We start from the raw sequence: 21,229 nt of genomic DNA, 5'->3' as shown, positions 1-21,229 counted from the left end.
GCCATGTCAGGCCGGCCTTTCGGCCTCCCCGAGCGGGGTGGGCGTGACAGCGGTGGCTTCCCCACCATCGCCGTTCCGTCCGTACCCCGCCGTGACGAACCGCAATGCGGCCAGCAGCAGTGCCGCGATCGGCACCGCGATGATGAACCGGATCATTACGTCGGTGAGGTCCAACTGGTCGAGCACATACCGGTACAGCGCCGGTGCACTGATCACGAACGCGAACAGCAGGACCGACGGACGGATCATTGCCGCACCGGGCGGCCCGCCCGCCGAGGCGGCGCAGCCACCGGCATCACATCGGTCGCGATCCGCGCGCAGAGCATGGCGGCCCAGGCGTGCGGAGTGGCGGCCTTACCGTCCAGCGAGTAGATCGGCAGATCCAGGCCGAGCACCGACGCCGGGTCCTGGGTCAGCTCCACGCTGTGCACCACGAGCGCCTCGACCTCGCCGAGCGTACGCAGGTGGCGAGAGGTGTCGGCGGTCTTGCGGGTGGCGTCGACGATCGCCCAGACCGCGGTGGCCCCGATCGCGTCACACATCTCGTTGACCCACAGCGGGTCGGTGCCACCCACCGGCGCGTCCATCACGACGACCCACGCCTGCTCGGCGTTGTGCAGCTTCTCCACCCGCGACTCCGCCGCATCCCGGGTCGGGATGAGCCGGGAGGAGTGCAGGCCGGTGCCGGCCGTGGTCGGCGCGGCGAGGAGAAGGTGGTTCTCCGGCACGCCGATCTGGTCCAGCAGGTGCCGCGCGATGGGCACGCCGAGGTTGATGTCCCCGGCCAGCACCAGGATCTCGCCCGGACCGTCCGGGATGCCCGGCGCCGACGGCCGGGCGGCCAGGACGCTGAGCACACCCGCATAGGTGTCGGCGCCGGTGATCTGGCCGGCCATCGCCTCCGGCATGCCGACCGAAATGAGGTTGCGGATCACCGGGTCGCTGTCGGCCACCGGTGCGGCCGCAGCCACGGCCGGCGCGATCGGCTTGAGCCCGAACGCCTCGGCCGCCGACGGCTGCGCCGGCGCCGGCGGCGTCTCGATGATCTCCTCGATCGGCGGCTCGTCCACCTCGATCGCGCTGGCCCCGAGACCACCGATCCGCTCGGCCAGGGTCGGGTGCGCCGCGTGCTGGGCGACGTGAACCGGCTCGGGAGCCGGTGCCGGCGGCGCCGAGGCGACCGGCACGGTCGCCTTCGGCGGGTGGTTCACCGGCGCCTCGGTGGCCGCCGCCGGCCGGAACGGCCGCACCGTTGCCGGTCCGTCCTCCCCGCGCAACGGCGTCGCCGCCTTCGGCCGGGGCGGATTCCGTTCGAGGTCCGGCATCGGCTCGTGGCCGGTGGAGTCCAGACCGGCCATCAGCTCCGCGAAGGCCGCATTGGTGTCGGTATGGGCGGCGCCGCGACCCTCGTCGGCGCCGAAACTGTTCTCCTCGGCCGGGCGGGGTGCCGCGGCCGGGCGAGCCGGGCGGGAGAACGTGGTCTCCCCCGGCCGGGCCTGACTGAAGGCCGCGGGCGTTACCGTCCGGGCCGCCGGTCGAGCCGGTTCGTCGAGCCGGTCCTGCGATTCGGCCCGTTCCAGCAGCCGTTCCAACGTGTGGCCGTTGTCTCCGGTCGTACTCCGTTTCGCCATGTCAGTCCTGTCCTCGTTCGGGTCCGGCACCTCCACGGAAAGCTCGTAATGCTGCTTCGCGAAGAAGCCTCCGACGCCGCCACTGCGGACTTTGTCGGCGGAGATGATCCGGACACCGGAGCCGTACTCATCGCGTACTTGAGCCAGCAAAGGCTCGATGGCCGGTCCCTCAAGCAGCACCCGCGTAGGCACCGTTCACCACCCCTATCGTCTCGATCTGTGCTGTGGAACCTGAGATTTCGCCGTACGACAGCACCTGCACCCGGCGTGAACCGGCGCGCAGCAGGCGCATCAAAGGAAGCCGCAGCTGTGGCGAGCAGGCGAGCACGGGCGTGAGGCCCTGTTGCTCGGCGGTCTCGGCCAGGCGGGCGGCCTCGTTGACGATCGCCTCGGCGCGCAATCCGTCGATCGCCATAAAGGCTCCCGTCTCGCTGGGCCGCAACGATTCGAGCAGTTGTTGCTCGAGCATCGGATCGAGGGTGATCACCGTGAGCCGGCCGCCCGCGACGTACTGCGCGGCGATGGCCGGGCCGAGGGCGGCACGAGCCGCCTCCACCAGGGTGTCCTGGTCGACGGAGACCTTCGCTTTCAGGGAAAGCGCCTCGAAGATTCGGACCAGGTCGCGGATGGGCACGCCCTCGTCCAGCATGGCCTGCAGCACCTTCTGGATCTGACCGAGGCTGAGCACCGCCGGGGTCAGTTCCTCCACGACGACCGGGTTCGACCGCTTCACCATCTCGGTCAGCGCCCGGACGTCCTCGCGGCCGAGCAATCGGCTCGCGTTGCTGCGGACCACCTCGGCCAGATGCGTGATGATCACGCTGGCCCGGTCCACCACCGTCGCTCCGGAGAGCTCGGCCTGGTAATGCAATTCGGCCGGCACCCATTTGCCGGGCAGGCCGAAAACTGGTTCGACACCGGCGCGGCCGGGCAGCCCTTGCAGGCCGTCACCGATCGCCAGCACCGTGCCGGGTGGGGCCTCGCCGGTTCCGGCGTCGACCCCGGAGATCCGGATCGCGTACGAGGAGAGGGGGAGATCCAGGTCGTCCCGGGTCCGCACGGGCGGCATGATCACGCCCAGCTCCATGGCCATCTTGCGGCGCAGGGCGCGGACCCGGTCGAGCAGGTCGCCGCTGCTGGTGTCGACGAGGTCGACCAGGTCGGGCGAGAGCGCGAGCTCGAGCGGGTCGACCCGCATCTCGCCGAGCAGCTGTTCCGGCGAGTCGGGCGCCGGCATGTCGACCGCCTCGGCGGCAGCCGCGGCGGCGGCGACATCGGCCTCCGGCTCCGGCTCCTTGACCCGCTGGGCGATCACCAGCACCGCCACGCCGATGATCAGAAACGGAACCTTGGGCAAACCGGGGATGACGCAGAGCGCGAGCGCGGCGCCGCCGGCGATGCGCAGGGCCAGTTTGTTCTGGCCGAGCTGCTCGGTGACGCTGGTGCCCATGTCACCGGAGGTCGCCGAGCGGGTCACGATCAGACCGGTGGCGACCGACAGCAGCAGGGCCGGCACCTGGGAGACCAGGCCGTCGCCGACGCTCAGCAGGCTGTAGTGGTTCATCGCGTCGCCGGCCGACATGCCCTGCTGGATCAGGCCCACGGCGAAGCCGCCGACCAGGTTGATCACGGTAATGATGACGGCCGCGATCGCGTCGCCCTTGACGAACTTGGAGCCACCGTCCATCGCGCCGTAGAACTCGGCCTCGGCGCCCACCTCGGCGCGCCGCTTCTTGGCCTGGTCCTCGTCGATCAGGCCGGCGTTGAGGTCGGCGTCGATCGCCATCTGCTTACCGGGCATGGCGTCGAGGGTGAAGCGGGCGCCGACCTCGGCGACCCGCTCGGCGCCCTTGGTCACCACGACCATCTGCACGATCACCAGGATCAGGAAGATGACCAGGCCGATGACCAGGTTTCCACCGACCACGAAGCTGCCGAACGCGTGGATCACCTTGCCGGCGTCGCCGTCGCGCAGCACCAGCCGGGTGGCGCTGATGTTGAGCGCGAGCCGGAACAGGGTGGCGACCAGCAGCAGCGCCGGGAAAACCGCGAAGTCCAGCGGCTTCTGCACGAACATGCTGGTGAGCAGGATGAGAAGGGCCGCCGTGATGTTCAGCGCGATGAAAAGATCAAGCAGGAACGTCGGCAACGGGACGACCATCATGATGATGATGCCGATGACCCCGATGGGGACGGCTAGTCGACTGATGTTGCGTTTCTTCACGGTGCCTTCCCGAGCAAAAGGTGTACCTCACCCACCAGCCAGATCCTCCCTCCTTCGAGGGACGCATGTGAGGAAATCTCCTAAATTTTCGGTTATGCGGCTGTTGATGCGGAATTAGGGTTGCGGTGCAGGCCTGCCGCCGACCCTCGTGCCTTCAGGCTCATCACGAACGCCAGCACCTTGGCTACCGCGGCGAAGAAGTCGGCCGGGATCTCCGCGCCGACCTCGCAGCCGGCGTAGAGCGACCGGGCCAGCGGGACGTCCTGGACCATCGGCACCCGGTGCTCGGTGGCCAGTTCACGAATCTTGGTGGCGAGCGGTCCCTGCCCCTTGGCGACCACCCGGGGCGCGCCCTTGGTCGGCTCGTAGCGCAGCGCCACCGCCACGTGCGTCGGGTTGACCAGCACCACGTCGGCCATCGGCACGTCGGCCATCTGCCGGTTGCGGGCCATCGCCATCTGCCGGGCCCGGATCTGGGCCTTGATCAGCGGGTCACCGTCGGAGTTCTTGTGCTCCTGCTTGACCTCTTCCTTGGTCATCCGCAGCTGCTTGTTGGTGCGGCGGCGGACCACGAAGTAGTCGGCGGCGGCCATCACGATGCCGGCCGCCGAGGCCGCCCGAATCAGCCCGATGGTGGCGTCCTTGACCACCGCCACCAGCGAGCCGAGCGGCAGCTGACCGGCCGTCATCAGGATCGGGATGGTGTCCTTGGTCGTGCTGTAGAGCACCGCGGCCAGCACCGACGTCTTGATCAGGGCCTTGGCGCCCTCCCAGAGCGCCTGCGGCCCGAGCATCTTCTTGATCCCGGGCAGCGGGTTGAGCCGGTTGAACTTCGGGATGAACAGCTTGGTGGCGACCCGGATGCCGCCCTGCGCGCCGGCCGCCGCGATGCCGACCGCCATCAGGGTCATCGACAGCGGCAGCACCGCCCAGGCGATGCCGAACCCGGCCTCCTTGAGCATCTGCAGCGCGATGGCCGGCTCGGGCCGATCGATCACCTCCGGCACCTGCGCGAGCAACTCCTGAGCGTGCTGGATCGCGGAGCTGAGCGTCCGGGGCAGCATGATGCTCGCGGCCAGCATCCCGAACCAGGCGCCGAGGTCCTGGGTGCGGCCGATCTGGCCTTCGCGCTTGGCCTTCTTGAGTTTCTGTGGAGTTGGCTGTTCGGTCTTCTCACCGGACACGAGTCACCACCCTCAGCCGCCGGACAGTTTCAACACGGCGGTGACCGACTTCTCGACCAGGTTCTCGACGATCGACGGCAACGTGGTGATCGACAGCCCGGAGAGCAGCAGCAGCACGAAGATCTTGGCGGGGAAGCCGAGCTGGAACGCGTTGAGCGCCGGCGCCACCCGGTTGAGCAGGCCGAACGCCACGTCGGTGAGGAACAGGACGATCACCAGCGGGCCGGCGATCTGCAGCGCCGACAGGAACAGCTCGCCCACGCCCTTGAGCAGCAACTGGGTGAGCGTCGCGAGATCGAAGGTCAAGTTCAGCGGCATCGTACGGAACGACTGCAGGAACCCACGGAGGATGAACTCGTGGCCGCCGCTCGCGAACAGGATGGTGACCGCCACCAGGTTGTAGAACCGGCCGAACACCGAGCTCTGGTTCATCGACAGCGGGTCGTAACCCATCGCCAGGGTGAAACCGCCGAAGACGTCGAGCAGGTCACCGGCCGCCTGGAGAGCGGCGAACAGCATCGACACGATGAAGCCGAGCACGGCGCCCACGAAGACCTGGAGCGCGGCGCTGGCGAGGATGTCGGCGGTCTGCATGCTCGGCAGCGTTCCGCGCAGGTACGGCGCCATCGGCAGGGTCAGCCCGACCGACAGCAGCGCCTTGACGGTGCCCGGGATGAACCGCGAGTTGAACGGCGGGCTGATCATCAGGAACGCCCCGGTGCGGGCCGCGCCCAGCAGGATCGCGAGCATGTCCGCGATCGGGACGTTCCAGTTCATTTGTAGGACGCCACCAACGCCGTGAGGATCAACCCCCATCCGTTGACCATCACGAAGAGCAACAGCTTGAACGGCAGGGAGATGGTGACCGGCGGCAGCATCATCATGCCCAGCGACATGAGTGATGCGGAGACCACCATGTCGATCAGCAGGAACGGGATGAAGATGACGAAACCGATGATGAACGCGGCCCGCAGCTCGGAGAGAACAAACGCCGGGATCAGCGTGGTCAGCTCGACGTCGTCCTTGTTCCGCGGCTGCTTCGAGCCGGACAGCTTGATCAGCAGGCCGACCTCGTCCTCGCGGGTGGTCTTCCACATGAAGTCGCGCAACGGCTGCACACCGTCCTTGAACGCCTGGGTCTGCGTCTTGTCGCCCTTGAGATAGGGCTGCACGCCCTTGTCGTTCATGGCCGAGACGGTCGGTCCCATGATGAACAGGCTCAGAAACAGGGCCAGACCGGCCAGCACCTGGTTGGGCGGCATGCTGGTCAGGCCGAGCGCGTTGCGGGTGATCCCGAGGACCATGAAGACCTTGGTGAACGACGTGCAGAGCAGCAGCAGGGCCGGCGCTACCGAGAGAACGGTGAGGCCCAGCATGATCACCAGCGACGAGGCCGGTTTACTGCCGTCCGGGTTGGTCCCGTTGACGTTGAGGTTGATGCTGGGCGGCGACGGCGGGGTCGGCGCCTGCGGCACGCGTTCCGGCATCGCCATCGCCACCGGGCCCATCGCCGGCGCCACCGCCGGTGCCATCGGCGCCGGTCGCGGCTCGGCCGAGGCCGCGCCGGGCAGCAGGACCAGGGCCAGGCCGACCGTGGCGAGCAGGAGCAGGATCGCGCGTCGTATCACGTCATCGCCTCGATGTCCGGTCGCGGATGAAATCGAGCGTCGAAGTCCACGTCCGGGGCGAGAGCAACGACCGGTCCAGCCGGCTCACCGACTCGGTGGCCGGGTGCACGCCGGGTAGTTCGTCGAGGTCGAGATGCACGTGCTCTTCGTGCTCGTGCTTCTCGAAGTCGGCGGCGTCCGCCTCGCCGAGCAGGCTCACCTGGTTCTCGGTGACGCCGACGATGATCGCCCGGTCGGCAACCTTCACCACGGCCACCTCCGAGTTGCGGGTGAGCTGCTGCCGGTTGAGCACGGCGAGCGTGCCGTGGGCCCGCCGTGCGCTCAGCGGCCGGCGCACCATCCGCGCCAGGGCCCACATCAGGCCGAGGACGACGAAGAGCGAGAAACCGATCCGCAGGGCGAGCTCGAGCAAGGCCGTTACTCCCGCTCGGTGCCCGGTGCGACGATCTCGGTGATCCGGATGCCGAAGTTCTCGTCGACCACGACCACCTCGCCCCGGGCGATCAGCCGGCCGTTGACCAGCAGGTCAGCCGGGCTGCCGGCGGCCCGGTCGAGCTCGACGATCGCGCCCGGGTTGAGCGAGAGCAGCTCGCGCACGCTCATCCGGGTGCGGCCCAGCTCGGCCGAGACCTCCATCTCGACGTCATGCAGCATGTCCAGTCCGCCGCGGGCCAGCGCCAGCCCGGGCGACGCCGCCGGCGCCCGGCTGGCCACGTCCATCTGCCCGGGTTCGTCGCTGGGCCAGGGGCTCAGGGCCAGGCCGAGCACCGCCCGCACTTCCTCGCCCTCGACCAGCGGGACCACCACGGCGTCTTCCTTGGTGGCGAGCGAGCTCAGCGCGACGCCCGGCTCCATCACCGTGCCGGGATCGAGGACCACCGGCCCGAAGACCCGGGACGCCGCCTCCAGCGCCGGCCGGACCGCGGCGGTCAGGTCGAGCTCGCCGAGCGGGCTCTCCTTGAGCGCGTCCGCGAGATCCTGACCGACCACCACGATGACCTCGCCGGTCGCGGCGCCGCTGAACCGGGCGGTGACCGCCTGACCCTCGATGACGGTGTCCGGGGTGGCGGCGACCGGGGCGGCGACGGAGAGGGCCCGGCTGGTGGGCAGCACCGCGAGAGCGGCTTCGGCAGCGGCGCGGGCGAGCCCGAGCTGGGGCGCGGTGATGGTGGGCGCGGTCATGGGCGGCCTGACTCCTTGGACGACTCCTTGGGCGGCGGCACCACGAGGCAGGCGAGCCGCGCGCCCTGATTACCGGGAACTGCGTAGGCGTAGGTGGTCTCGTTGACGGTCACCTCGAGCGGGCGGCTGGTCGCATGCGTCAACGGCACGACGTCACCGGGACGTAGGTCCACGATGTCATCGGTACGCATACGAATGGGCTGGAATCGGACTGCAACGTCGATCGGAGCCGAGAAAAGGCCGGCCGTGAGGTTGCGAAGCGAGCGATCCTTGCTGGCCCGCTCCTTGTCGCTGAGCACGACCGCCTCGGTGCGGGAGAGCACCGGCAGGATCATGTTGAACGGCATGCAGATGCTGGCCAGGCACTCCTCGGCGCCGATCTTGAGATCGAAGGTGGCGACCACGCAGGCGTCACCGGGCGCGTGCGCGCGCAGGAACTGGGCGTTGTACTCGATCTCCTTGAGCTTCGGCTGGATCGGGACCAGGGTCTCGAAGCCGTAGCGCAGCTCGCCCAGCATCCGATCCAGCAGGCTGCGCAGCAGCGGCATCTCGACCTCGGTCAGCGGCCGCTCCGGTTGGGGCCCGCCGGGTCCGCCGAGCATGTGGTCGATCGCGGTCATCACGGCCGAGGACGACATCTCCATCAGGGCCGTGCCGTCCAGCGGATCGAGGGCCACCACCGCGATCACCGTGGGGTTGTTCAGCGACGCCACGTACTCGTCGTAGTTCAGCTGCTCGATGGCGGCGAGGGTGACGCTGCTGACCACGCGCAGGCGGGTGGTCAGCAGGGTGCCGCAGCTGCGCGCGTACGTCTCGAACGCGGTCTGCAGCGTGCGGACGTGTTCCCGGGAGAGCTTGACCGGCCGGCGGAAGTCGTACGCCGTCGGCCCTCCGCCCTGCCCACGACGCGACATCTTGCCCGGGGATCGTGTTGCAGAGGTCACGTCGTCCCCATCGACTCATTTCCGGAGCCGCTGAGCGCGAGGGCCGTAATTACCCCTAAATCGACGAATGGGCGGGATCGCCGTAGCGATCCCGCCCATCCCGTTCATCCGCTTACTGGGTCACGAACTGCGTGTAGTAGATGCCCATGACCTCTTGCGTGCCGTCGGTCGTGTACGCCTTCACGATCTTCGCGAGAAGCTCTTCCTTGACCGCCTCGCGGCCCTTCTCGGTGGAGAGGTCGGCAATCTTCATGCCGGTGTACTCGTCGATCGCCAGGTTGATCGCCTCGCCGGTGTCCACGTCCTCGCTGACCGCGTCGGTCTGCTGGAGCGAGAACTGGAGCTTCAGGTAGTGGCTGTCGGCCAGGTTGATGGTCAGCGCGTCGCTGATCGCCACCACCGTGCCCTTCTTCGGCGCGGCCGTGGCCGAGCTTCCCTTCAGCATGAAGAACGCTCCGCCGCCGCCGCCGAGCAGCACGACCGCCGCGATCACGATGATCATCAGCATCTTCTTGGACTTCTTCGGTGCCGTCTCAGCAGCGCCATTCGTCGTCTCGTCAGCCATCGGAATCGGACTCCCCTCAGTTGGTCGTGGTCGTGGTGCTGGAAGTGGACGTGGTGGTCGGTGCTTCGGTGCTTGCGGTGTTCGCCTGCTCGACTGCCTTCTCCAGCGCCGCGGCCTGGGCCGTGGTCTGGCCGGAGTGCAGATCGGCGTCCGAGCCAGCCGCGGCCGGCAGCAGTGCCGCCTGGTCGGCCGGGAGCGTGGTGAGGACGACGACGTCCACCCGGCGGTTCATCGTGATCGAGCGTGGATCGGACGGGCTGATCAGTGGCTTGGTGTCGGAGAAGCCGACCGCACTGAGCCGGTCCTTGGCGACACCGTGCCCGGTCAGGTAGCGGACCGTGGTCGAGGCGCGAGCCGCGGAGAGCTCCCAGCCGCTCGGGTAGTACGTGGTAGCTGCCTTGAGCTGGTTGGTGTTGCCGTCGACCTCGATGTTGTTCTTCAACTTCGAGAGCGTCGGGGCCAGCGCGTTCAGGATCTTCTTGCCGCCGGACTGGAGATCGGCCCGGTTGCCGGCGAACACGACCTCGTTGGTGACGATCGTGACGACCAGGCCACGCTTGTCGATCGTGAACTTCACGTTGTTCAGTTGGCCGGCCTTGGCCAGCGCATCGGACAGCTTGTTCTCGACGTTCTTAAGGGCTTCGGCTTCCTTGCTGGCCGCCTGAGCGTTAGAGGAGGTCTTCTGCCGGTCCTCGGCCTGGATGGCGGCCTTGACCGCCGCCTTCTGCGCTTCGGTCATGTTCGACGTGCCGGTCTTGCCGTCGCCCGGGTTGGCACCCGGGTCGATCTGCACGATCTCGGAGCTCTGACCGGCGCCGTCCAGCGTCGAGGCCGAACCGGAGAACGCCGCGCTCTCCGCACCGAATCCCTTGGACAAGCCGGATGCGAGCTGGGCGAACTTCTTCATGTTGACGTCGGACATCGAGTAGAGAACTACGAAGAGTACGAACAGCAGGGTCAGCATGTCGGCGTACGACACGAGCCAGCGCTCGTGGTTGACGTGCTCCTCGTGTTCTTCGTGCCCGCCTTTGCGGCGCTTGCCGCCCCCGCCTGAACTCATGCGTTACGCCGCCTTCTTGGTGTTAGCGGCCGCCTCGGCCTTCTTCGCCTCGTCCGGCGGGAGGAGGCTGCGGAGCTTCTGAGCGACCAGACGCGGGTTCGAGCCAGCCTGGATGGCAAGGACACCGTCGACGACCAGTTCCATCTCCTCCGCCTCGACCGCGCTGAGGCGGGTCAGACGGGCGGCGACCGGAAGCCAGATCAGGTTGGCGCTGAGCACACCCCAGAGGGTGGCGACGAACGCCGCGGAGATCGAGTGACCGAGCGACTCGGGCTTGTTCAGGTTCTCGAGAACGTGCACGAGGCCCATGACCGTGCCGATGATGCCGATCGTCGGGGCGTAGCCGCCCATGTTCTCGAAGAGCTTGGAGCTGGCCTTGTCCGCCTTCTTCTTGGCCGCGATCTCGGCGTGGAGGATGTCGTGCAGCTCCTCCGGGTCGGTGCCGTCGATCGCCAGCTGAAGACCGCGCTTCAGGAAGGGGTGCTCGACCGTCTTGACCGCGTCCTCGAGGGCCAGCAGACCCTCGCGGCGGGCCCGCTCGGCCAGCTTGACGATGTTCTCGACCAGCTGGGTGGGCGGGGTGACCTTGGCGAGGAACGCCTTCTGCAGCTGCTTGCCGGCGCCGGTCGCGTCCTTCAGGACACCGCCTGCCATACCGGCCATGAACGCGCCGCCGAACACCAGCAGCATCGAGGGGATCAGGATGATCGAGGAAGGCGAACCACCCTCGAGGATCTGCACGGTGAAGACGATTACCAGTGAAACGACTACACCGACGATGGTTGAGATGTCCATCAGCGTTCCTTCCGGTGCAGCGGAAGCACCTTGGCGTCGTGGTCTTCGTCGTCCTCGGACGACATGGCGGCGGGCATTGGCTCAGCTTCGAGGCGACTCGCCTGGGCGATCAGGGAGGCGCGGTAGTGCCGAACTGAGTCGATGAACTCGGGCACGGACTCGGCGACGATGTACTTGGTGCCGTCGACCAGCGTTACGACCGTGTCGGGCGTGCATTCCACACGCTCGATCAGGTCCGGATTCAGGGCGAACACGGCACCGTTTAGGCGGGTTACGAGGATCACTTGCATCCATCCTTGGCTGGTGGTGTGGTCCTGGCTGGTGGGCCGTCCGTGGCCCGCTTACACAGGTAACTTCGGCGACTTGACGGTTGCTGATGAGATCCAACCGGTCGCACTACGGGTGCAGCCGTTCGGCTAAAAACGGACGGCCGGGACAGACACGTAGGTGTCTGCCCCGGCCGGCGGCCGAACCGAGCTGTTACTAGCGCTTCATGCTGACCAGCTCTTGGAGCAGCTCGTCTGAGGTGGTGATGACGCGGGAGTTGGCCTGGAAGCCACGCTGGGCGATGACCAGGTTGGTGAACTCCTGGGCGAGGTCGACGTTCGACATCTCCAGTGCGCCACTGATGACTTGCCCCATGCCGGCACTGGCCGGCACGCCCACTTGGGCGTAGCCGGAGTTCACCGTCTCCCGGTATTCCGAGTTGCCGACCTTTTCCAGGCCGTTGGTGTTCTTGAAGGTCGCCATCGCGACCTGGCCGAGCACCTGCTTGAGGCCGTTGCTGTAGACACCGATGATCTGGCCGGTGTCGGAGACCGTGTACGACAGCGAGGTCAGCGCGCCGGCCACCTGGCCGTCCGCCTCGAACACCCGGGCGTCCGACGCCCCGGAGAAGTTCGTCATGTCCGAGATGTCGACCGTGTAGGTGTCGGTGCCGTTGACGATGTCGAAGGTTTCGTCGTCCGATTTACCGGGTGTGGTGGTGCCGAACGGAATCGGCGTGGTGACGGCGCCGGTGGCCGGCTGGTTGGTGGTGGTGTCCCAGGGGTAGATGGCGCTGTAGGTGCCGTCGGCGGCCTGCTGGAAGTTGACGATCTGGGTGCTCGGTGTGCCGAGCTTGTCGTAGCACTTCACCGGGATCGCGTAGTTCTTCGGGTAATCCGTCGGGTTCGCGGCGTCCACGTCGCTGGTCAGGTTGCCCTTGAGCGTGATCTTCGAGGTTGCCTTCGGCGGAATCGTGCTGCCCAGCGGCATCGTGATGTCGCCCGGCTTGGACGCCGAGTTGACCACGCCCTTGTCGTCGGCGGTCCACCCCTGCACCAGGTCACCGGCCGCGGTGACGAGCTTGCCCTCGCCGTCGAAGGTGAACGAGCCGGCCCGGGTGTAGAGGTTCTCGTTGCCGTTACGCGTGATGAAGAAGCCGTCGCCCTGGATCATCATGTCGCCGGACCGGCCGGTGGTCTCCTGCGAACCCTGCGTCCAGTTGGAGAGGATGCCGGCGTTGGCCACACCCAGGCCGACCTGGGCCGGGTTGGTGCCGCCCCCGCCGTTCTGGGGAGCGCCCGCGGCGCCGAGCATCTGGCTGAGCGTGTCCTGGAACTGCACGCTGCTCGCCTTGAAGCCGACGGTGTTGACGTTGGCGATGTTGTTGCCGGTGACGTCCATCATCTGCTGGTGCGCGTGCAGGCCACTGATGCCGGAGTAAAGAGATCGCAGCATGAAACGATGTCCTTTGCGTGGAGGGAACGATGATCAGGCGGTCGCGGGACCGGTCGCCGGCTTGGTCTGCTCGCCACTCGGCGGTGAGGGTGGCGGGGTGACTGCCGGTTTCGAGGCCGTCGAGCCGGCCGCCGCCGCGAGGGCTGCGCTTCCGGCTTCCCCGGCCAGAGTCTGGACTTCCATGACCTTGGACAGCTGCACGTCCGTGTTCCCGATCCGAAGCATCGGTTCGCTGTCTCCGTTGAGCTTTGCGGCCGAGACGACGCCCGACTGGTGGGCCCCGCTCTCGTCCATGTAGGTGACCTCGTGCCCGACCAGACTGCTCACGCCCACCATGCGCTGGGTCTTGAGCAGATCGGCGATGTCGCCGAGCTTCTCGACCTGGGTGAACTGGGCGGTCTGCGCCAGGAACTGGGTCGAGTCGGCCGGTTTGCTGGGGTCCTGATACTTCAGCTGTGCCACGAGCAGTTTGAGAAAGGTGTCCTTGTCCCCGAGATCCTTGGCTTTGTCCGCGATGCTTTTCGCGGAGTTGGCGGCGTTCACGCCCGCAGCGGCGGGAGTGCCGGAAATTCCTGAGGTCGGCGAGGTCATGACTGCTCCTGTCCGTTGGCTAGCTCAATCAGAGCTTCGACCGGACCGAGATTTTGCTTAGCCGTCCGCAGCCCCACCGCCGCCCTTGGCCGGACTGAAGGCTCAACAAAAAGAAGAACGCGGGCCCGCCGAGGCGGGCCCGCGATGCATCGTTGTTTCGCCGTTCAGGGCGCCAGCGACAGGCTGAACTTCCCCTTGCCGTACCGGTTGACCTCGATCAGCAGGTCGATCCGGCGGCCGAGCGCCATCAGGTGTGCCCGGGCGTCGGCCGGCAGCGGATCGCCGGGGTAGACCACCTGGTACATCTTGATGTGCGGGCCGCCCTCCCGGTTGAGCAGGCTGGTCAGCACGTTGCAGAGCTCGAAGACATTCTCGGCGAGGTTCGGGAACAATTGCTTCTCGTCGATGCTGTCCTCGGCCGCGCCGGCCGGCATGAGGCCGAGCGCCGCGCCCGCGTTGGCCGACAGGGCAAGATCCATCCCCAGGACGCCGTAGATGTTCTGAGAAGTGTCGGTGAAAATCGCGACCGTTGCCGTCGGGATCTCCTCAGCGGAGATCGGATCGCCGGGGCTGACGGTCACTTCGCGGCCGAGCAGATCCTCGAAGAGGTTGCGTACGGCCACGTTGCCAGGAAGAACCGAGACGTCGGACATGTCGTAATCATCCCAGAATAGGAGCGAAGACCTCATCGAAACGCTCAGCCGAGAAAGGCTTCACGATGAAAAAAAGTGCACCGGCAGCGTCCGCCTGATCCTTCATCTCAGGCGTGCTCTCCGACGTCACGAAACCGAACTTCACGGCGTTACCCGCCGCCCGAAGCTGACGAAGGACCTCGATACCGGTCATTTCCGGCATATTCCAGTCGGAAAGAACCAGATCGGGGTTCTCCGACTTGGTCATGTCGAACGCCTCGCGCCCGTTGCTGGCCTCGATCAGGTCATGGTCGCCGAAACCGGCCTGGCGCAGTGTGCGGACGACGATCTGCCGCATGACCCGACTGTCGTCGGCGATGAGAATCTTCATGCGCCTTCCTCCTGGTTGTTGTCCGCGCGGCTCTGCCACATGGAAATGGACACGGGTTCGCCTTCCCAGATGCCGTAGACGCCGCCGATCCGCTCGGTATTCGGGTACCGGGCCGAGGATTCGGGGGCGAGCACCACCTGGGGCAGGGAGAGAAAGGCGCCGGGCGGCAGCATCGCCTTGACGTTGCCGCCGACGATGTTGGCGAGTTCGCCGAGCACGTCGGACATGTCCTCCTCGCTGACCTCGTCCGGCTCCATGGCCAGAAAGGCGCCGGCGGCACGGCGGGCCGCCGAGGTGGAAGAGGCGTAGACCAGGTGCCCGGTCCAGGAACCGCTGATGGAGACCGAGGAATGCACCTCGGAGGGCTGGTGCTCGTCGTACGTCGGGATCAGTGGGCTGATGCCCTCGGGATCCAGGTACGACTCCCACACCTGTCCTACCATCTCGGCGAGGTCATCCTCATTGACCTCGACTTCGACACTCATGAGTTCGCTCCGGTCGGGACGAGGCCCAGCAGGGCCAGTTTTTCGATCATGGCGCCCTCGGTGAAGGGCTTGATCACGTACTCGTGCGCGCCTGCGGCGAGCGCTCGTACGATCTGGCTCTGTTCGCTCTCAGTGGTGACCATGACCAGCGTCATCTCGCGCAGACGCGGATCGGCCCGGACGTGGACGACGAACTCGAGCCCGTTCATGTTCGGCATGTTCCAGTCGATGAGGGCCAGCTCCGGCACCTCAGGCATTTCCATCAGCAGGTCGAGAGCCTCTTTGCCATCGCCTGCCTCCACCGCATCAAAGTTCAGCTTGGTGACAATGCGCTTGAGGATCATGCGCATCGCGCGGGAGTCGTCGATCACCATGGCGCGCATCGCGGCTCATCCCCTTCTCGGAGCACCCGCGGGCACCCCGTTACGGACTCGGTAGGCAGAGGTGCGGCCGGCGGCCACTCGCTCGTAGTTGTCGTCGATCCCGATGGTCGTCTCGGCCGCGCCGAGGAAGAGCCACCCGTCCGGGCGGATCAGCTTGGCCGCGCTCTGCAGCACGGTCCGCTTCGTCGCGACATCGAAATAGATCAGCACGTTGCGCAGGAAGACGATGTCGAACGGCTGCATGGCCGGCAGCGGCGCGGTCAGGTTCATCAACCGGAACGAGACGTTCTTGCGCAGCTGCTGGGTGATGCGCCAGTGGGCGCCGGCCCGCTCGAAGTACTGGACCAGTTGCTGGGCCGGCAGGCCACGGTTGACCTCGACCTGGCTGTACTCGGCCGCTTCCGCCCGCTTGACCATCTCGGTGGAGATGTCGGTCCCCATGATTTCGTAGGTCCAGCCCGGCGGCAGGTTCTCCTGCATCGTGATGGCCAGGCTGTACGCCTCCTGCCCGCTGGAGCTGGCGGCCGACCAGATCCGGATCTTGCGGGTCGAGGCGCGGGACTTGATCAGCTCGGGCAGCACCACGTCGGTGAGGGCCATGAACGGCTCCCGGTCACGGAACCACGAGGTCTCGTTGGTGGTGAGCGCGTCGATGATCCGGCGCTGGTAGGCCGGGTTGGGCCGGCGCTGGAGCTCGGACAGGAACTCGTTGACGTTCGGCGACCCGACCGCCCGGGCAACCGGGATCAGGCGGGCCTCGACCAGGTATTCCTTGCCCGGGGCCAGCACGATGGAGGCTTCCTTGCGGACAAGTGTCGAGACGTAGTTGAACTCGGCCTGGGAAAGGGTCATCGGGCCACCGCCGCCGATCGGCCGGTCTTGACCCGGTTGATCAGATGCGCGGCGATCCGCTCCAGCGGCAGGACCTCGTCCGCCAACCCGGCGCCGACCACGGCGCCCGGCATCCCCCACACCACCGACGTCGCCTCGTCCTGGGCCAAGATCTCGGCACCCGCGTCTCTCAGCACCTTCGCACCACCTCGTCCGTCATGTCCCATTCCGGTAAGCACGGTGGCATAGGCCGATGCCCCGTAGAGGGCCGCGACGGACCGGAACATCACGTCCACGGCCGGGCGGCAGGAGTTCTCCGGCGGCGCGCTGCTGAGCTGCGTCAGCGTCGCCGTTCCCCGGCGGTGCAGCACCAGGTGCGACTCGCCGGGAGCGATGTATGCCCAGCCGGGCTGCAGTTCCATCCCGTCGGTAGCCTCGACCACGTGCAGCGGGGTGCCGCGGTCCAGGCGCTCGGCGAACATCCGGGTGAAGACCGGCGGCATGTGCTGGGTAATCACGATCGGCACCGGGATGTCGGCCGGCAGCGCGGTGAGCACCTTGGTGAGCGCGTCCGGCCCGCCGGTGGAGGATCCGATCGCCAGGATGTCGACCCGTCCACCGGGAGTGCCGCGCTTGACCGGCCGGGCCGGCGCACCGGGCGGTCCGGCCGGCGCCGCACCGGGCCGGCCGGGTGGCCCAGCCGGCGGCAGACCGGCCCGCGGCGGCGCGGTGCCCGCACCGGGCCGGGTCGGCGTGGTGGCGCCCGGACGGCCGGGGGGACCGGCCGGCGCAGCCGTCACGCGTCGTCGTCCGCCCAGCGCGTGGATCTTCGGGACCAGCTCGCTCCGGACCGCGGCGATGGACTCGTTGATCGAGCCGACATTGCTCGGCTTGGTGACGTAGTCGGTCGCGCCGGCCGCCAGTGCCTCCAGCGTCGCGGACGCGCCGGCCGCGGAGAGCGTGCTGAACATGATCACTGGGATCGACTTGTGCCGCTTGCGCAGCTCGCGGACCGCCTGGATGCCGTCCATCTGGGGCATCTCGATGTCCATCGTGATCACGTCAGGCTTGAGCTGATCAATCTTGGCCTGGGCCAGCAGACCGTTGGAGGCCGTGCCGACGACCTCGATGTTCTCGGCGCCGCCCAGGGCGTCGACGATGAGCCGACGAACCACGACGGAGTCGTCAACGACGAGCACCGTAATCATCCGACCACCTCCTTCATCCGAGCCATGCCGGGCCCAATGCCGCGACGACGGGTGCGAGCAGCCGATGCGCGGTGGAGGTGTCCAGAAGGTCACGAACCACCAGCGCCTGCACGGCACCGCTGAGCATGTTCCAGACCCCGCCGGCCCGGTCGGCCAGCGGAATGTCGGCCGTGTCCACGGCCTGTACCAACAGCATCTGCGCCGCGGCGGCGGTGCGGACCCGATCCGACAGATACGCGGCCCATGAGGCGGAGTGGACGGCCGGGGACCAGCCACCCGCGTTCCGGCGCGCGTCCTCCGCCGAGGCGGTGAGCCGGTTGACGTCCTTGGACCGCAGCGAGCGCAGGCGGTCCAGCAGGGCCGACACCGTGTAGTGGTGCGGGCCCAGGTCGATCGGGGCGCCGGACGGCAGCTTGCGCATCGCCGACACCCACCCGGCGCCGAGCATCCGGCGCGTGCCGTCGTCCAGCACCTCACGGAGGTAACTGGCGACCGCGGCATCGCACAGCAGCGCGGTAGCGGCCGAGGCCGTGTCGGTCTGCTTCGCTTCCTTGCCGGTCCCGGTCCAGGTCCAGGCCATCACGTCGTAGCGCAGGCAGGTGAGAAGCGAGTCGACCGAACCGATCGGCGCCCGCTCGACCAGTGCCAGGCTGCCCGCCGGGTCTTCCTTGGACATGCCCTTGAGCGACGGCATCCGGCGGGCGGCGCTCTCCACCTCCACCCACAGCGGGCCCCGGACGCCCTCGTCCGGCAACCGCGCGGCGAGGACCTGCAGGTCGTCCTGCTGGAGTCGCAAGCCGCGCAGCACCACCTCGGCCGTCGCCGACCCGCCGGCCAGGCGGGTCAGGTCGAAGCCGAGCACCGGGGCGCTGACCAGGCTGTACATCAGGTGGTTGCGCGGTACGTGTCGACGGCCTGGTTGACGTCGAGCGCCAGCATCAACCGGCCGTCGAGCTTGAACGTGCCGACGACGAGCTCCCGGGTCGGGCCGCTGAGCGTGTCCGGCGGCGGTTCGAAACTGTCGTCGTCCAGGTCCACGACTTCGCCGATCTTGTCGACCAGCAGGCTGACCGGTTCGCCGTCACCGCGCAGGATCACGTTCATCACCGGACCCTGCAGCGCCCGGCGGGCCATACCCAGCTGAACCCGCAGGTCCACCGCCGCGATCACCTGACCGCGCAGGTTGAACAGCCCGCCGACGGCCGGTGGTGCGAGCGGCACCGGGGTGTACTCGTTGTATGAGAGCACCTCCTGCACCGTCTGCACCTCGACGCCGAAGAGCTGACCGGCCACCTCGAAGGTGGCGAACTGTCGGCTCGCCATCTCAGGCCTCCACCAGCATCTCGTCGTTCTCCAGGTCGGTGTAGAAGTTCGGGTCGGCGGCCAGGATCGCGCGGCGCACGTCGAGCAGCTCGGTCACCCGTTGCTGGATGACCGCGGTGCCGACCAGGCCGTCCTCCTCGGCGTCCCGGCGAGCCGTGGTGGAGTTCTCGGCGATGTCGACGATCCGGTCCACCACCAGCGCCACACTGCGGCCGGCCTCGCTGTAGACCACCACCGACACGGTGTCTCCCTCGGGCTCTTCGCCGTACGCCCCGAGCAGGTGCGACAGCCGCACCAGGGGCAGGATCTGCCCGCGGTACTGCACGACCTCGCGGGAGCCGGCGTGCTCGATCCGCTCGCGCGGGAATTCCTCGAGCCGGGTGACGGTGTCCAGCGGGATCGCCACCCGCCGTTCGCCGACCGCGGTGACCAGCAACCGTTCCCCGGTGCCGGCGCCGGCGTTCGCCCGGGACGACCCCTCGAGCTTCTTCCGATCGGCGTCGGCGGCCAGGTGGCTGCGCCGGGCGAGCGAGGAGACGTCGAGGATCAGGCCGACCTTGCCGTCGCCCAGGATGGTGGCACCGGCGTACAGCCCGATGTCCTTGAATCGGCTGTTCAGGGCCTTGACCACGACCTCTTCGGTGTTCAGCACCCGATCCACGACCAGACCGAACCGGCGGCCGTCGGCCTGCAGCACCATGATGTAGACGCCCTGGTCGCCACCGACCTCGAGGCCGAGCGCCCGGTCCAGGCGAACGAGCGGGAGCAGCTTGCCGCGCAGCCGGTAGACCGGCGCGCCGGAGGCGTACTCAATCTTGGTGGAATTGCCGTCGATGAAGACCAATTCCAAGACCGCGACCTGCGGTACGACGTAGCGCTGCTCGCCGCAGTCGACGGTAAGCGCCTGGATGATGGCCAGGGTCAGCGGGATGGTGAGCCGCCAGACCGTGCCCTCGTTGGGCGTCGAGTCGACGCTGACCGCGCCGCCGATGTTCTCGATGTTGGTCTTGACCACGTCCATTCCGACGCCACGGCCGGACACGTTGGTGACCTTGGCGGCGGTGGAGAAGCCCGGCTGGAAGACCATGGCCATGATGTCGCGCTTGTCCATGTTGGGGATCTGCTCCGCGCGGAGCAGGCCCTTCTCCACGGCCTTCTGCGCGATGCGGTCCACGTCCAGGCCGGCGCCGTCGTCGGCGACCTCGACCGCGACGTGCCCACCCTCGTGGTACGCCCGCAGGGTCAGCGTGCCCTCGGAGCCCTTGCCGGCCGCGATCCGCCGGTCCGGCTCCTCGATGCCGTGGTCGACCGCGTTGCGCACCAGGTGGGTCAGCGGGTCCTTGACCGCCTCCAGCAGGCTTCGGTCGAGCTCGGTCTCCTTACCCTCCATGACCAGTTGGACCTGCTTGCCGAGCCCGTTGCTCAGGTCCCGGACGACTCGCGGAAGCTTCGACCAGATGTGCTCGATGGGCTGCATCCGGGTCTTCATGATGCCCTCTTGCAGCTCGCTCGTGATCATGCCGAGCCGCTGCGCGCTGCGCACCAGGGTCGCGTCGCCGATCTCCATCACGCCGCGGACCAGCTGGTTCCGGGCCAGGACGAGCTCGCCGACCATGTTCAGCAGAGTGTCGAGCAGGTCGACGTCGACCCGGATCGCGCTGTCCGCGATGCTCCGCTTCGGGGCCTGCTGCGACAGCGCCTCGTTTACCGCGGCCGGCTTTGCCTTGCCCTCCTCGAGCAGGATCGTGCCGAGCTTGCGCTCGTCGCCCTCCAACTGCTGGGCCAACGCCGAGCCGACGTCCTGCGGCTGCGCGCCGCCCGACTCGACCAGCAGCTCGCCGATCGGCTTGCGCTGCTCCTCGACCGGCTCGGGCTCGGGCCGGACCGCGGCCGGCGTCTCGTCGAGAGGCACCGGCGTCTCGGCCGCGGCCTCGGCGGCCGGCGCTGCCGGGGCCGGGGCCGCAGCCTCGGCGGCCGCTTCGCCGGCGTTCATCTGTGCGTGGACCTGGGTGAGAATGCTGTCGATGTCGACGTCATTCTCAGAGCCGTTCTCCTCGATCGAGGAGAGGATCGACCGCACGCCGTCGATCATCGCGAGCAGGACGGTAATCGTCGCCGGGGTGACTGGCTGCACGCCGTCGCGCAGCTTGGAGAGTAGAGACTCACCGCCGTGGGCGAGCTTTTCGAGTCGACTGAACGCCAGGAATCCGCTGGTGCCTTTGATCGTGTGGATCGCCCGGAAGATCCGTGAGATCAGATCCCGCGAATCCGGTTCCTGCTCGAGGGCGACCAGGTCGCGGTCGATCTGGTCCAGGTTCTCGTGGCTCTCCAAAAGGAACTCAGCAACGATTTCACCAAGGTCTTCCACGCTTACCTCCTGCTCGGCTTCCACAGCTCTCATCGACGCCGACTGCCGTCACCTGAGAAGGACCTGTGACCAAGGCGACGGA

The 21,229-nt window shown here is 67.8% G+C and carries 24 protein-coding genes; all 24 read right to left on the bottom strand.

Annotation, left to right across the window (positions count from 1 at the left end; genetic code table 11):
* Positions 1 to 6: 6 nt before the first annotated feature.
* The 24 genes from AB0E90_RS18400 to AB0E90_RS18285 all read right to left on the bottom strand — a co-directional run bounded on the left by AB0E90_RS18400 (position 7) and on the right by AB0E90_RS18285 (position 21,147).
* Complete coding sequence (locus tag AB0E90_RS18400) at positions 7 to 249, bottom strand: hypothetical protein (RefSeq protein WP_360406340.1); 243 nt, start codon at positions 247 to 249, stop codon at positions 7 to 9.
* Positions 246 to 1,811 carry a hypothetical protein gene (locus AB0E90_RS18395; RefSeq protein WP_360406337.1) on the bottom strand — a complete coding sequence of 522 codons (1,566 nt, stop codon included), beginning with the start codon at positions 1,809 to 1,811 and terminating at the stop codon, positions 246 to 248. The genes AB0E90_RS18400 and AB0E90_RS18395 overlap by 4 nt, the downstream gene beginning before the upstream one ends.
* Positions 1,801 to 3,855, bottom strand: coding sequence for a flagellar biosynthesis protein FlhA (gene flhA, locus AB0E90_RS18390; protein ID WP_360406334.1), 2,055 nt, complete (start codon positions 3,853 to 3,855; stop codon positions 1,801 to 1,803). The genes AB0E90_RS18395 and flhA overlap by 11 nt, the downstream gene beginning before the upstream one ends.
* 92 nt (positions 3,856 to 3,947) lie before the next feature.
* Positions 3,948 to 5,039 (bottom strand): EscU/YscU/HrcU family type III secretion system export apparatus switch protein, encoded by a 1,092-nt coding sequence (locus AB0E90_RS18385; protein WP_360406331.1) that lies wholly within the window; start codon positions 5,037 to 5,039, stop codon positions 3,948 to 3,950.
* Positions 5,040 to 5,051: 12 nt separating this feature from the next.
* Positions 5,052 to 5,816: a flagellar biosynthetic protein FliR gene (locus AB0E90_RS18380; protein ID WP_360406329.1), complete on the bottom strand. Its 765-nt coding sequence runs from the start codon at positions 5,814 to 5,816 to the stop codon at positions 5,052 to 5,054.
* Positions 5,813 to 6,667, bottom strand: coding sequence for a flagellar type III secretion system pore protein FliP (gene fliP / locus AB0E90_RS18375; protein WP_360406326.1), 855 nt, complete (start codon positions 6,665 to 6,667; stop codon positions 5,813 to 5,815). The genes AB0E90_RS18380 and fliP overlap by 4 nt, the downstream gene beginning before the upstream one ends.
* A gap of 1 nt (position 6,668) precedes the next feature.
* A complete protein-coding gene (locus AB0E90_RS18370) occupies positions 6,669 to 7,079 on the bottom strand; it encodes a flagellar biosynthetic protein FliO (protein ID WP_360406323.1) in 411 nt (136 codons plus the stop codon).
* Between the two features lie 5 nt (positions 7,080 to 7,084).
* The gene (fliN, locus tag AB0E90_RS18365) at positions 7,085 to 7,849 is read right to left on the bottom strand and encodes a flagellar motor switch protein FliN (RefSeq protein WP_360406320.1); all 765 of its coding nucleotides are present in this window, start codon (positions 7,847 to 7,849) and stop codon (positions 7,085 to 7,087) included.
* Positions 7,846 to 8,793: a flagellar motor switch protein FliM gene (locus AB0E90_RS18360; protein WP_360406317.1), complete on the bottom strand. Its 948-nt coding sequence runs from the start codon at positions 8,791 to 8,793 to the stop codon at positions 7,846 to 7,848. The genes fliN and AB0E90_RS18360 overlap by 4 nt, the downstream gene beginning before the upstream one ends.
* A 112-nt stretch (positions 8,794 to 8,905) precedes the next feature.
* Positions 8,906 to 9,358, bottom strand: a complete 453-nt coding sequence (locus AB0E90_RS18355) for a flagellar basal body-associated FliL family protein (protein WP_360406314.1) — start codon at positions 9,356 to 9,358, stop codon at positions 8,906 to 8,908.
* Positions 9,359 to 9,374: 16 nt separating this feature from the next.
* A complete protein-coding gene (locus AB0E90_RS18350) occupies positions 9,375 to 10,418 on the bottom strand; it encodes a flagellar motor protein MotB (protein ID WP_360406311.1) in 1,044 nt (347 codons plus the stop codon).
* Between the two features lie 3 nt (positions 10,419 to 10,421).
* The gene (locus AB0E90_RS18345; RefSeq protein ID WP_360406308.1) at positions 10,422 to 11,213 is read right to left on the bottom strand and encodes a flagellar motor protein; all 792 of its coding nucleotides are present in this window, start codon (positions 11,211 to 11,213) and stop codon (positions 10,422 to 10,424) included.
* Positions 11,213 to 11,503 carry a flagellar FlbD family protein gene (locus AB0E90_RS18340; RefSeq protein ID WP_360406305.1) on the bottom strand — a complete coding sequence of 97 codons (291 nt, stop codon included), beginning with the start codon at positions 11,501 to 11,503 and terminating at the stop codon, positions 11,213 to 11,215. The genes AB0E90_RS18345 and AB0E90_RS18340 overlap by 1 nt, the downstream gene beginning before the upstream one ends.
* A gap of 193 nt (positions 11,504 to 11,696) precedes the next feature.
* Positions 11,697 to 12,935: a flagellar hook protein FlgE gene (locus tag AB0E90_RS18335; protein ID WP_360406302.1), complete on the bottom strand. Its 1,239-nt coding sequence runs from the start codon at positions 12,933 to 12,935 to the stop codon at positions 11,697 to 11,699.
* A 33-nt stretch (positions 12,936 to 12,968) separates the two neighbouring features.
* On the bottom strand, positions 12,969 to 13,526 hold the full coding sequence (locus AB0E90_RS18330) for a flagellar hook capping FlgD N-terminal domain-containing protein (protein ID WP_360406299.1): 558 nt from the start codon (positions 13,524 to 13,526) through the stop codon (positions 12,969 to 12,971).
* A 164-nt stretch (positions 13,527 to 13,690) separates the two neighbouring features.
* A complete protein-coding gene (locus tag AB0E90_RS18325) occupies positions 13,691 to 14,179 on the bottom strand; it encodes a hypothetical protein (protein WP_360406296.1) in 489 nt (162 codons plus the stop codon).
* Between the two features lie 7 nt (positions 14,180 to 14,186).
* A complete protein-coding gene (locus AB0E90_RS18320) occupies positions 14,187 to 14,549 on the bottom strand; it encodes a response regulator (protein ID WP_360406293.1) in 363 nt (120 codons plus the stop codon).
* Positions 14,546 to 15,034, bottom strand: a complete 489-nt coding sequence (locus AB0E90_RS18315) for a chemotaxis protein CheX (RefSeq protein ID WP_360406290.1) — start codon at positions 15,032 to 15,034, stop codon at positions 14,546 to 14,548. Before AB0E90_RS18315 ends, AB0E90_RS18320 begins: the two co-directional genes overlap by 4 nt.
* The gene (locus tag AB0E90_RS18310; protein WP_360406287.1) at positions 15,031 to 15,417 is read right to left on the bottom strand and encodes a response regulator; all 387 of its coding nucleotides are present in this window, start codon (positions 15,415 to 15,417) and stop codon (positions 15,031 to 15,033) included. Before AB0E90_RS18310 ends, AB0E90_RS18315 begins: the two co-directional genes overlap by 4 nt.
* 6 nt (positions 15,418 to 15,423) lie before the next feature.
* Positions 15,424 to 16,269, bottom strand: a complete 846-nt coding sequence (locus AB0E90_RS18305; protein ID WP_360406284.1) for a protein-glutamate O-methyltransferase CheR — start codon at positions 16,267 to 16,269, stop codon at positions 15,424 to 15,426.
* Complete coding sequence (locus AB0E90_RS18300; RefSeq protein ID WP_360406281.1) at positions 16,266 to 17,456, bottom strand: chemotaxis response regulator protein-glutamate methylesterase; 1,191 nt, start codon at positions 17,454 to 17,456, stop codon at positions 16,266 to 16,268. The genes AB0E90_RS18305 and AB0E90_RS18300 overlap by 4 nt, the downstream gene beginning before the upstream one ends.
* A 13-nt stretch (positions 17,457 to 17,469) precedes the next feature.
* Positions 17,470 to 18,342, bottom strand: coding sequence for a hypothetical protein (locus AB0E90_RS18295; protein WP_360406278.1), 873 nt, complete (start codon positions 18,340 to 18,342; stop codon positions 17,470 to 17,472).
* Positions 18,342 to 18,779: a chemotaxis protein CheW gene (locus AB0E90_RS18290; RefSeq protein WP_360406275.1), complete on the bottom strand. Its 438-nt coding sequence runs from the start codon at positions 18,777 to 18,779 to the stop codon at positions 18,342 to 18,344. The genes AB0E90_RS18295 and AB0E90_RS18290 overlap by 1 nt, the downstream gene beginning before the upstream one ends.
* Before the next feature lies 1 nt (position 18,780).
* Positions 18,781 to 21,147, bottom strand: a complete 2,367-nt coding sequence (locus AB0E90_RS18285; RefSeq protein WP_360406272.1) for a chemotaxis protein CheW — start codon at positions 21,145 to 21,147, stop codon at positions 18,781 to 18,783.
* Positions 21,148 to 21,229: the final 82 nt, after the last annotated feature.

The sequence above is a fragment of the Actinoplanes sp. NPDC026619 genome, from assembly GCF_040638295.1.
Classification (GTDB): Bacteria; Actinomycetota; Actinomycetes; order Mycobacteriales; family Micromonosporaceae; genus Actinoplanes.
The sequence above is the reverse complement of the archived record's forward strand: the minus strand, read 5'-3'. Positions and strand labels throughout refer to the sequence as shown.

Excerpts from the sequence above, each read along its gene's own strand:
- AB0E90_RS18400 (WP_360406340.1), bottom strand. The coding sequence starts at position 249 with ATGATCCGTCCGTCGGTCCTGCTGTTCGCGTTCGTGATCAGTGCACCG.
- AB0E90_RS18380 (WP_360406329.1), bottom strand. The coding sequence starts at position 5,816 with ATGAACTGGAACGTCCCGATCGCGGACATGCTCGCGATCCTGCTGGGC.
- fliN (WP_360406320.1), bottom strand. The coding sequence starts at position 7,849 with ATGACCGCGCCCACCATCACCGCGCCCCAGCTCGGGCTCGCCCGCGCC.
- AB0E90_RS18355 (WP_360406314.1), bottom strand. The coding sequence starts at position 9,358 with ATGGCTGACGAGACGACGAATGGCGCTGCTGAGACGGCACCGAAGAAG.
- AB0E90_RS18350 (WP_360406311.1), bottom strand. The coding sequence starts at position 10,418 with ATGAGTTCAGGCGGGGGCGGCAAGCGCCGCAAAGGCGGGCACGAAGAA.
- AB0E90_RS18345 (WP_360406308.1), bottom strand. The coding sequence starts at position 11,213 with ATGGACATCTCAACCATCGTCGGTGTAGTCGTTTCACTGGTAATCGTC.
- AB0E90_RS18340 (WP_360406305.1), bottom strand. The coding sequence starts at position 11,503 with ATGCAAGTGATCCTCGTAACCCGCCTAAACGGTGCCGTGTTCGCCCTG.
- AB0E90_RS18335 (WP_360406302.1), bottom strand. The coding sequence starts at position 12,935 with ATGCTGCGATCTCTTTACTCCGGCATCAGTGGCCTGCACGCGCACCAG.
- AB0E90_RS18330 (WP_360406299.1), bottom strand. The coding sequence starts at position 13,526 with ATGACCTCGCCGACCTCAGGAATTTCCGGCACTCCCGCCGCTGCGGGC.
- AB0E90_RS18325 (WP_360406296.1), bottom strand. The coding sequence starts at position 14,179 with ATGTCCGACGTCTCGGTTCTTCCTGGCAACGTGGCCGTACGCAACCTC.
- AB0E90_RS18320 (WP_360406293.1), bottom strand. The coding sequence starts at position 14,549 with ATGAAGATTCTCATCGCCGACGACAGTCGGGTCATGCGGCAGATCGTC.
- AB0E90_RS18315 (WP_360406290.1), bottom strand. The coding sequence starts at position 15,034 with ATGAGTGTCGAAGTCGAGGTCAATGAGGATGACCTCGCCGAGATGGTA.
- AB0E90_RS18310 (WP_360406287.1), bottom strand. The coding sequence starts at position 15,417 with ATGCGCGCCATGGTGATCGACGACTCCCGCGCGATGCGCATGATCCTC.
- AB0E90_RS18305 (WP_360406284.1), bottom strand. The coding sequence starts at position 16,269 with ATGACCCTTTCCCAGGCCGAGTTCAACTACGTCTCGACACTTGTCCGC.
- AB0E90_RS18300 (WP_360406281.1), bottom strand. The coding sequence starts at position 17,456 with ATGATTACGGTGCTCGTCGTTGACGACTCCGTCGTGGTTCGTCGGCTC.
- AB0E90_RS18295 (WP_360406278.1), bottom strand. The coding sequence starts at position 18,342 with ATGTACAGCCTGGTCAGCGCCCCGGTGCTCGGCTTCGACCTGACCCGC.
- AB0E90_RS18290 (WP_360406275.1), bottom strand. The coding sequence starts at position 18,779 with ATGGCGAGCCGACAGTTCGCCACCTTCGAGGTGGCCGGTCAGCTCTTC.